General features: G+C 37.4%; 11 protein-coding genes. 8 read left to right on the forward strand and 3 right to left on the reverse strand.

The window, feature by feature from the left end:
* Nucleotides 1-3 precede the first annotated feature (3 nt).
* The 6 genes from truA (at nt 4) to ACFX4E_RS25760 (ending at nt 4,229) form a co-directional block, all read left to right on the forward strand.
* The gene (gene truA / locus ACFX4E_RS25735; protein WP_098250162.1) at nt 4-744 is read left to right on the forward strand and encodes a tRNA pseudouridine(38-40) synthase TruA; all 741 of its coding nucleotides are present in this window, start codon (nt 4-6) and stop codon (nt 742-744) included.
* A 156-nt stretch (nt 745-900) separates the two neighbouring features.
* On the forward strand, nt 901-1,338 hold the full coding sequence (gene rplM / locus ACFX4E_RS25740; protein ID WP_013054958.1) for a 50S ribosomal protein L13: 438 nt from the start codon (nt 901-903) through the stop codon (nt 1,336-1,338).
* A 22-nt stretch (nt 1,339-1,360) separates the two neighbouring features.
* The gene (gene rpsI, locus ACFX4E_RS25745; RefSeq protein WP_013054959.1) at nt 1,361-1,753 is read left to right on the forward strand and encodes a 30S ribosomal protein S9; all 393 of its coding nucleotides are present in this window, start codon (nt 1,361-1,363) and stop codon (nt 1,751-1,753) included.
* Nucleotides 1,754-1,864: 111 nt separating this feature from the next.
* Nucleotides 1,865-2,287: a DUF2521 family protein gene (locus ACFX4E_RS25750; protein WP_114897106.1), complete on the forward strand. Its 423-nt coding sequence runs from the start codon at nt 1,865-1,867 to the stop codon at nt 2,285-2,287.
* A 70-nt stretch (nt 2,288-2,357) separates the two neighbouring features.
* Complete coding sequence (gene cwlD, locus ACFX4E_RS25755; protein ID WP_098250164.1) at nt 2,358-3,065, forward strand: N-acetylmuramoyl-L-alanine amidase CwlD; 708 nt, start codon at nt 2,358-2,360, stop codon at nt 3,063-3,065.
* Nucleotides 3,066-3,155: 90 nt separating this feature from the next.
* Nucleotides 3,156-4,229: an Mrp/NBP35 family ATP-binding protein gene (locus ACFX4E_RS25760; protein ID WP_013054962.1), complete on the forward strand. Its 1,074-nt coding sequence runs from the start codon at nt 3,156-3,158 to the stop codon at nt 4,227-4,229.
* A 38-nt stretch (nt 4,230-4,267) separates the two neighbouring features.
* Here the strand turns inward: ACFX4E_RS25760 and ACFX4E_RS25765 are convergent, their stop codons facing one another.
* Both ACFX4E_RS25765 and gerD read right to left on the reverse strand, forming a co-directional pair.
* Nucleotides 4,268-5,176 (reverse strand): LysR family transcriptional regulator, encoded by a 909-nt coding sequence (locus tag ACFX4E_RS25765; RefSeq protein WP_013081385.1) that lies wholly within the window; start codon nt 5,174-5,176, stop codon nt 4,268-4,270.
* Nucleotides 5,177-5,363: 187 nt separating this feature from the next.
* Nucleotides 5,364-5,993: a spore germination lipoprotein GerD gene (gene gerD / locus ACFX4E_RS25770; RefSeq protein WP_013054964.1), complete on the reverse strand. Its 630-nt coding sequence runs from the start codon at nt 5,991-5,993 to the stop codon at nt 5,364-5,366.
* Between the two features lie 145 nt (nt 5,994-6,138).
* Between gerD and ACFX4E_RS25775 the strand changes: the two genes are divergently transcribed.
* Nucleotides 6,139-6,759: a KinB-signaling pathway activation protein gene (locus ACFX4E_RS25775; RefSeq protein ID WP_377238879.1), complete on the forward strand. Its 621-nt coding sequence runs from the start codon at nt 6,139-6,141 to the stop codon at nt 6,757-6,759.
* Nucleotides 6,760-6,803: 44 nt separating this feature from the next.
* Here the strand turns inward: ACFX4E_RS25775 and pdaB are convergent, their stop codons facing one another.
* Entirely contained in the window at nt 6,804-7,568 is a 765-nt protein-coding gene (pdaB, locus tag ACFX4E_RS25780; protein WP_028410393.1) for a polysaccharide deacetylase family sporulation protein PdaB, read from the reverse strand.
* A 135-nt stretch (nt 7,569-7,703) separates the two neighbouring features.
* Here pdaB and ACFX4E_RS25785 point away from each other — a divergent pair, with 135 nt between their 5' ends.
* Nucleotides 7,704-7,904, forward strand: coding sequence for a hypothetical protein (locus ACFX4E_RS25785; RefSeq protein ID WP_377238880.1), 201 nt, complete (start codon nt 7,704-7,706; stop codon nt 7,902-7,904).
* Nucleotides 7,905-8,147 lie beyond the last annotated feature (243 nt).

Here is an 8,147-nt window from a genome sequence, read left to right on the forward strand (position 1 = left end):
AAGATGAAACGTTTAAAATGTATAGTTGCATACGACGGCACAAACTTTTCAGGTTATCAAGTTCAGCCCAATAAGCGAACTGTTCAACTGGAGATTGAAGCCGTTTTAGAGAAAATGCATAACAAAAAAGTGCCGATTTACGCCTCTGGACGAACGGACACAAATGTTCATGCACAGGGGCAAGTCATTCATTTTGATACAAACCTAAATATTCCATGTGATAAGTGGAAAAAAGCATTGAATTCAATGCTACCAGATGATATTGTAATGAAGAATGTATGTGAAGTTGATGCACATTTTCACGCCCGGTATGACGTTACTTCAAAAGAGTACCGCTATCATATTTTGCGCGGCGAAGATCGAAATCCTTTCACTCGTTCTTATGCATACCATTACCCTTATCCATTAGACTACTCAAAAATGAAAAAAGCCATCACATATTTACTCGGTACACACGACTTCACAAGCTTTTGTTCAGCGAGGACAGAAGTGGAAGATAAGATTCGTACGATTTACAAGATTGATATGTATGAAGAGAATAGTCAGCTTATGTTTAGATTCGTTGGAAGTGGCTTTCTGTATAATATGGTTCGTATTCTTGTTGGAACGCTTTTAGAAGTAGGACAAGGCCGTATTGAACCAGATGCTATAAAAGATATTCTAGAAAGCAAATCACGTCCTCGTGCAGGGAAAACTGCGCCTTCGCAAGGGCTATATTTATGGCGCGTTTTCTATGACAACTAAACCTGGTGTAACATTTTCTTGACATTAGTAGCTTAAAGATATAATATATCATATGGTATGTATTTTAACCCCACGGTTAGCCCCGGAAATTAATCGTGTTGAAATAGAAGGTTGAAATAATTTTATAATTGATGATGAAAATTAGGAGGGAAACTCATGCGTACAACTTTCATGGCGAAAGCAAACGAAGTAGAGCGTAAATGGTATGTTGTCGATGCTGAAGGTAAAACTTTAGGTCGTTTAGCAAGTGAAGTAGCATCAATCTTACGCGGTAAACATAAACCAACTTTTACACCACATGTTGATACTGGTGATCACGTGATCCTTATCAATGCGTCAAAAATCGAACTAACAGGTAAAAAATTAACTGATAAAATTTATTACCGTCACAGCATGCACCCAGGTGGTTTGAAACAACGTACAGCATTAGAAATGCGTACTAACTACTCTGAGAAAATGCTTGAATTAGGAATCAAAGGCATGCTTCCAAAAGGTAGCCTAGGCCGTCAAATGTTCAAAAAATTACATGTGTATGCTGGTGAAACACATCCACATGAAGCACAAAAACCAGAAGTTTACGAACTTCGCGGATAATTAATAAGAGGAGGTTATTATCTTGGCACAGGTACAATATTACGGAACTGGTCGTCGTAAAAGCTCTGTTGCTCGTGTACGTTTAGTACCAGGTAACGGTCGCGTAACAATCAACGGTCGTGAAATCGAAGAATACATTCCATTTGCTGCACTACGTGAAGTAGTAAAACAACCACTTGCTTTAACTGAAACTGTAGGTAACTATGACGTATTTGTAAACGTTAATGGTGGAGGTTATGCAGGTCAAGCTGGCGCTATTCGTCACGGAATCTCTCGTGCTTTATTAGAAGCAGACCCTGAATACCGTGGAACATTAAAACGTGCTGGTCTATTAACTCGTGACGCTCGTGCGAAAGAACGTAAAAAATACGGTCTTAAAGGCGCTCGTCGTGCACCACAATTCTCAAAACGTTAATTTTATATTACGTTTCAAGCCTTGGTCTTTGGACCAAGGCTTTTTTTATTTGTTGTTTGCGTATGAGACGAAGGCTTGTGCAGACAATATGTAAAAAAGGGAGGCGTTATCGTGAACGAGGTTACATATTTAAAAGAAAAACGTTATGAAAAAGAAATGAAATATGAACGCAAAGTCCTAAGGGAGCTGTCGTTTGATTTGCTTCAAGAGAGGCTGCGCCGTTATTTTCATCCCATGTTTCAGTGGAATATGCTAGGAGACGAACATGTGGAGGAGTACTGTCTTGATATTGCCATCGAATCATTTTTATTAGGTGCCCGGGTGAGTAAACGTGGTAAAGGCTACGAAGATTTTCAGAAGCACGGTAAGCAAGAAGAGTCTCTTTTAATTGATACATTGTACGGAGCCGTCAGCATGTCTGTAACAGATCTTTATCAAGATGGTCTGTATTATTTGTGTCAAGGATATGTGCAAGACTGGTGGAAAGAAGGTTATCGAACCGCAGAAAAAAGACGTCGGTTACGTTTGCATTAAAAAGTACTCATAATTCCCGTTCTTGTCCCATATAGAAATAAATAGGTGAGGCAAGAAGGGAAGGGATAAAATGTCTAAAGTAAAAATAATGAGCACAATTATAGCGCTTCTCGTTCTTTATGTCATTGTACAATATCAGATAGATCATAGAACATCATCCGGTTCGCTTTCACTTCCTCTTAGCGGGAAAGTTATTGTACTAGATCCTGGACATGGCGGTGTTGATGGAGGAGCCGTAGGAGAGGATGAAGTGCTTGAAAAAGAAATAACTCTTAAAATTTCGTTAATGCTTCGGGACTATCTGCAAGAGCAAGGGGCACTTGTTATAATGACGAGAGAAAAAGACGAAGACCTAGCGGCCAAAGACACAAGAGGATACAGTCGCAGAAAAGTAGAAGACTTAAAAAATCGCTTAACAATGATTAATAAATCCAATGCTGATTTGTACTTAAGTATTCACTTGAATGCTATTCCATCCTCTGCATGGAGAGGGGCTCAAACTTTCTATTACGGGTCCCTAAAAGAAAACGAGCAAGTGGCTAAACTCATTCAACAAGAGCTAAGAAATAATCTGGATAATACGACCCGTGAAGCAAAAGCTATTCAAACTCTTTACCTTCTTAAGCATTCTAAGCCACCAGGTGCTTTGGTTGAAGTAGGATTCTTATCAAATCCTACAGAACGTAAAATGCTTCAATCGAAACGCTATCAAAAAAAGTTAGCTGAATCCATTTATGAAGGAGTCAGCCGGTATTTTACTGGAGAAAAGCCCAAATAAAAAGCATAGCATCCTTCTATTCAGAAAAATCTAATATGTATGATATACTTGATAGTATAAATAAATAGATTTTAACATGGTGGTGGGAGTATGCTAACGGAAAAGCAAGTAAAAGAAGTAGTAGGGGAAATTACAGATCCATTTTTAAATAAAAAACTATCAGAAACAGATGCGATTAAAGAAATAACAATTAAAGCTGAAAAACAGCATATAAGCCTGAAGATTGCTGTTGCAAAAACAGGTACTAGTGAACAGCTGAGCCTTCAAGGCACGATTGTAGAAGAATTAAAAAAAGCAGGTGTACAGTCGGTTGGACTGCGATTTGTTGAGTTTACGCCTGAAGAACTTCAGCAGTACCGCGCTGAGCAACCGAATACTGGCAACTTACTAACTAGTCCGAATGCACCTGAATTTATTGCTATTGCCAGCGGTAAAGGAGGCGTTGGTAAATCAACAGTCTCTGTTAATTTGGCCGTTTCTCTAGCTCGTTTAGGAAAGAAAGTTGGTTTAATTGATGCTGACATTTATGGATTCAGCGTCCCAGATATGATGGGAATCACACAGCGTCCTGTAGTAGAAGGTGAAAAGATTATTCCAGTTGACCGTTTCGGAGTAAAAGTTATTTCCATGGGCTTCTTTGTAGAAGATAATTCACCTGTTATCTGGCGAGGACCTATGCTTGGAAAAATGTTGACGAGCTTTTTTACAGAAGTTGAATGGGGAGAATTAGATTATCTTTTACTAGACTTACCTCCCGGAACAGGTGATGTCGCATTAGACGTTCACTCCATGCTTCCTGCTTGTAAAGAAGTAATTATTACAACACCACATCCTACAGCGGCATTTGTTGCAGCTAGAGCGGGTGCTATGGCTTTGAAAACCGATCATGAGGTAATCGGAGTTGTAGAAAATATGGCCTACTTTGAAAGCCAGCTAACAGGGGAAAAAGAGTATGTATTTGGTAAAGGCGGAGGTCCAAAACTCGCTGAGGAACTTCAAACAGAGCTGTTAGGACAGCTTCCGTTAAGTCAGCCTGACTGGAATGAAGAAGATTTTGCACCTTCCATTTACGATGAATCGCATCGTTTAGGTAAAATATATGGAGAGATTGCAAGCAAGATTGCATTTATTTGCGAAAATGAAAAAGCAGCAACAGGAAAATAACAAAAAGCACGCGCTCGAACAGCGCGTGCTTTTTGCTATTATACAGAGAGTTCAATTTGCGCCTTTTTTAAATCAAATGCTAGGTTTTGTTTTAAGAGAGCTAAAAATGTTTTTCCGGCTGTACTTACGGTGTGAGACTGGTGCTTTAAAATGCCGATTGCAGGCCCCTCATGCAAGTCATGAATCGTTTTAACCACCACTTGATCTGGCGGAAGAGTTGCGCTTATTTGTGGAACAACGGCTACTCCTAAGTTTTCTTTTACAAAATGCTGAAGTGTGCTAATAGTGCCTAACTGGACTTTAGCAGGCAGTTGGCCCGTTCGTTCAAAGATTAGCTGCTCAATTTTCTTTTGAACGGAAGATTGCCCAGCTGTAATCAGCGTTTCGTGTATTAAATCTTTTGCAAAGATTGTTTTTCTTTTTGTTAGAGCATGATTGAATGGTAGTAGCAGCACAAGTTTTTCCGTTAGTAATGCCTCAAATTCTATATCTCTGAACGATTCTGAGACAGTGCCAATCGCGAAATCAATTTCTTGATTGCGTATATGTTGATGAAGATGCTTTTCGTCTGCAACGAGTAAGCTAATTTCTGTGTTGGGATATCTTTTTTTAAATAATGAGAGAATGGAAGGCAGTCGACTGCTTGCTGTAGGCTCTGCAGCACCTATACGGATAGTGCCAGCTTCGCCTGTTGAATAATCCTTTAAGGTGTTATTTAGATATTCATATTCCTTTAGTAAAATATTTGCCCGCTCGTAAAAGATTTTACCTGCTTCAGTAAGTTTTATGCTTTTTCCTCGTTCTAAAAGCTTAAATCCTAGTTCGGATTCTAACTTTTGAATGTGCAGTGTAATGGTAGGCTGAGAGTACTTTAAATATTCAGCGGCTAATTGAAAGCTTCCTAAACGAACAATGGTTTGAAACGTTTTAATAACGCGAAATTCCATCGAATTCCCTCCTTTTGCTATAAAACGATTGTGTTAATTTCTAATATTTTACCATAAAGCTAAGAATTAAAGTTTACAATTCCAATAAAAATACTAAGTATTAAAAAATATAAAGAAGTTATTTAGGTTTTTTAATAAAAATAAATGACATAATTAAATACGCACCTCATATGAGATGCGTATTTAATCACTGCTGTTGCTGTTCTCCGCCTGAATCAGATCCAGAGGAAGAAGAACCACCATCGTCGCTGCTTTGTTTTTGTCCACCTTGTGTTTCTTCAGCGGCTTTCAAAAGAATGTCTTGAATTTTAGATTGATAAAGAGGGCTATCAAACGTTTCGGTCATAATCTTTTGTAAATAAGTGCGATATTCTTTACTCTTTAAAACAGTCAGTACTTCTTTTTCCATAGCCGGATCCTTTAAAACATCTTGAAGCATTCCTTGATATTCAGGATCTTTCATCAGTTGTTTGATGACCGTCTTATTTTCTTTTTCTAAACTTTTAGCAAAGCTTTCAGCAAACTTCGGATCATCCATGGCTTTTTTCCAAAATTCCACGCCTTTATCTGAGACTAGGGTTTGAGAAATTGTATCTTTTATCGCGTTTTGATCCATTAAAATATCTTGTCTAACAGAAGGGTCTTTCATAATTGCCTCGACTGCTTTTTTTCCTTCATCTGTTTTTAAAATATCAACAACCATTTTCTTTGTTTGATCATAATCCATACCATTGTTCTCTTCATCTTGCGGTGCACAGGCTGTAGCTAAAAGCATACACATTCCTATATAAATGAGGAGCATGAGTCGCTTTTTCATAGTAATGAGCTCCTTTCCTAATATGCTTACGCTTAATATGAGATAATCAAGGTTTTTTATTCATAAAAGAGCTCTAGATTTTTCAAAACGTGATTGGTACAATTTATGAAAAGGTACAATTTTGTAACTTATGGGGGAGATGGAAGTGAATAGTCGAAATTGGGTTCGTCTATTTCTAACCACGTTAGCTGTCGGGGGGATAAGTACAGCTTTTGTTGGGTTTGCGGTGCGCTGGGGGGAATACGGTCACTTATTTCAACAAGGAAAGATAGGAGAATTTGTTGCTGTTTTAACATGGCTCGTAGGCGTAGGGTTTATTTTTAGTTTAATTAGCCAAATGGGGTTTTTTGCATATTTAACTATTCACCGATTTGGGTTGGGAATTTTTAAATCTGCATCACTTTGGAAATCGGTTCAAATTGTATTTGTTTTATTTGTATTATTTGACGTTGCTTATTTTCGATATAAGTTCTTTCAACAACCGGGAGAAGGCATAGGCAAGTATATTTTGTTAAGCGTTTTCTTGTTAGCGGTAGGGTTGTTAGTGGCGTATGCAAAGAAAAAGCAGACGAATAAAGAGGCTTTTGTACCAGCGCTGTTTTTTATGATTGTTGTAACGACAATTGAATGGTTCCCTGCGCTGCGAACGAACGAAGAAAGCTGGCTTTACCTTATGTTGTTTCCACTTCTAATTTGTAATATGTATCAACTTCTTATTTTGCCGAAACTTCTTACGCACGCAAGAATAGCAAAAGCAGACAAATAGCATATTTGTCTGCTTTTGCTTTCCGTATACAGTGGGAATAGATCTTAGCGGATATCTTTTACTTGGGTTTTTGAATTTGAAATTAATGTTGAAACACTTACGTTTGAGACTTTTTTATTTTGTAATGAATTCTTGATATATGGAATAGCCTTTGCTGTTTGTTGAGCGGAGTCAGACGCGTGCAGCAAGATAATATCGCCACCATCTAAGGGTTTTGTGACATTCGATACAATCTTTTCAACTCCTGGATTTGTCCAGTCTTTAGAATCGATGCTCCAGTGCACGGTTGTATATCCTATATCCGCTGTTAATTTTAAGATGTCTTTATTAAATTGCCCGTTAGGAGGTCGAAGAAGGTGAACATCTTTAAGTCCTAGGGAATCAAAGACTTTCTTTGATTTTGCAAGATCTTGTCTGATTTCATTAGGTTTTAGACTTGTATAGGAAGTATAGTCATAGCCCATTGTTCCAATTTCGTGGCCTTCTTTTTTTATGCGCTCTACAACATCTGGATGACGTTCAGCCCATGAAGCAGATAAAAAGAAAGTAGCATGTTCAATATGCTGTTCTTTCAGTTCATTTAGAATAGGAATAGCTCTTTCGTCTCCCCAGCTGATGTTAAATGTAAGAGCGACTTCGGGATTTTTATCATCCGCCTTATAAACAGCTCGTGGACCATTATCTGTTGAAAACACAGGAAAGTGAAACGTCTGTTGAGCATAAAGAAAAAAGCTTGTAAAAAAAGCAGCAACTACGATAAGCATTGTTTGTTTGATTCTTTTGGCTCGAATAGTATAAAACATATTCATTTTGTCACCTCATTTAATAAGTAGTACTTGTCTAATTTGTATGCGTTTTGTCTACAATTAATAACAGGTAAGGAAAAGAACGACTGATTTTATTTTGATGTTTGAGAATCAATGTCGCAAAAAGCAGGTGAATGAATGAAAATTTGTTTATTTAATCAAGTGGAGTGTTTAGAGTTAGAAGCACTACTCAGAGAAGAAATGAAAAGAACAAACGTTGCTTTTCAACAAAGTTTGGATCATGTAGTTCTTGAACGAAACATTCAAGAGAAGTATCAAATCCTTTCAAAGATCTTGCTAAGGTTCAGTGAAAACTGGGAAGTAAATAAGATTTTTTGATAAAACGAAAAAAACTTTTCGAAAAGTGTTGACTTTATATAGTACAGATGTTAAATTATTAAATGTCGCTGATGGGTGATTGAAAAACAATCGCAATTCATCAGAAAAAAATATTAAAAAGTTGTTGACAAATGAAAGACAACTTGTTAATATAAAAAAGTCGCTCAAGAGCGGCGGTTGAACTTTGAAAACTGAACAAAGCGACAAACGTCAACGTTAATTTTTATTTTTTAAATTGAGCAA

This window comes from Priestia sp. YIM B13491, assembly GCF_042787605.1.
Classification (GTDB): Bacteria; Bacillota; Bacilli; order Bacillales; family Bacillaceae_H; genus Priestia; species Priestia megaterium_E.